Genomic DNA, 1,723 nt, shown 5'->3' with positions numbered 1-1,723 from the left:
AAACCAAAGATGGTTCTGATTATGAAAAAGACACTGACCATACTGACGATAACGGCAGGCTTGCTGATTGGAGCCACGGGCATAGCAGAGGCCCAGAAGACGAAAGTCCGCTATGCGGACGAGCAGATGACCCTGATGAACTACCAGCATGCACTGGATGTGTACAAGGAGGCGTATGCAAAGAAGCCCAACTACGAGACGGCGCGGAAGACGGCGCTGGCCCAGGACAAGGTAAGGGACTACGGAGCGATGTACGAGTGGTGGAAGACGACGGTGGGGTACGAAGAGGCGAGGGGAGAAGACTACCGAGCGTTGCTTCGGGCGGGGATACTGACCGACAACTTTGAGGAAGCGGTATCGATTATCCAGGCGAAGGGCTTGACAGCGGACAGCCTGGGGATCGAGAAGCGGGATATTCCGGAGAGTGCGAGGAAGCTGAAGCTGGAGAATGTGGAAGAGCTGAACAGCAGTGAATCGGACTTTTCGATGGTGGAAGACGGACAGGGGAACAAGTACTTTGTTTCGGACCGGGGCGGAAGCTATCCGGACAAGATGCCGGGTATCCGGATCGACGGGCGGAACAAGCTGTTCAGTCCGGAGAAGAGCGACTACACGGACCGGGGCTATTTTACGGTATACAGGCAGGACAGCGAGGGCAATATCAGCGCGGTGGTGAGCGACGTACCGAAGACGAAGAGCTTTTCGGATCCGAGCTACTCGGTGAAGGACAAGTTGCTGTTTTACACGGTGACCCGTGACCCGGGCAAGGTGAAGCCGCGGAAGGACACGGTGATGGTGCAGGTGGAGATCTACTACAGCAAGGTGAACGCGGAAGGGAAGCTGGAGGGAGCGAAAGCGTTTCCTCTGAACGACTCGCTGCGGTACTCGGTGATGCACCCGTTTGTGGATGAGGAAGCCGGAAGACTGTACTTTGCCTCAGACATGCCGGGCGGCTTGGGCGGCTATGACCTGTACTACAGCGAATACACGGTATCGGGAGACAGCCTGGTGTTCGGCAGCGCGGTTCCTTTGGGCCCGGGGGTGAACACGGCAGACAACGAGACGCATCCGTTCCGGAAAGGGAACAGATTTTACTTCAGCTCGACGGGTCACGACAGCTTCGGGGGGATGGATATTTTTGAGTCGGAGTACACGGAAGCCTCAATCGGCAAAACCCGGAACATGGGCTATCCGATCAACTCTTTGGCCGACGACTTTGCCTACCGGGAAGACAAGGACAAGACGGTGTACCTGTCCTCGAACCGCAAGGGAGGCAAGGGACTGGACGATATCTACATGGCCAGAGAGATGTACAAGCAGTTTTTGGCCAGAGTGCTGGACTGCAACGGCAACGTGATCACGGAGAGCTACCTGGCGACCTTCCGTGACAAGACGCAGGGGATCATGGTTCCCACGGCAAGAAACGGGAAAGGGGAGCTGACGGCCCAGCTGGAGCCGGAGAGCGACTTTGGGATCACGATCAGCAAGCCGGGCTATTTTCCGCTGACCGACGAGACGATCACGACGAAAGGCTTTGCGGGAGACACGGTGAAGCGGGAGTACCAGCTGGTACCGATCCCGTATCAGCTGCCGGTGCACGTGGACTTGGTGTATTATGATCTGGACAAGTTTGCGATCCGCAAGGACGCGATGCCGGCCCTGGACAAGCTGGCTGAGCTGATGGAGAAATACAGCTTCCTGGACCTGCTGGTGGCCAGCCACA

1 protein-coding gene is annotated in these 1,723 nt (G+C 57.1%); it reads left to right on the top strand.

The features are described 5' to 3' along the window. Positions 1-21: 21 nt before the first annotated feature. Positions 22-1,723, top strand: a 1,702-nt coding sequence (locus AAA943_RS21750) for an OmpA family protein (RefSeq protein WP_338226525.1), incomplete at its 3' end; no start/stop codon positions are given.

Source organism: Algoriphagus confluentis (genome assembly GCF_036245625.1).
GTDB lineage: Bacteria > Bacteroidota > Bacteroidia > Cytophagales > Cyclobacteriaceae > Algoriphagus > Algoriphagus confluentis.
Note: the sequence above shows the minus strand (reverse complement) of the source record. Positions and strands in the feature narration are given on the sequence as shown.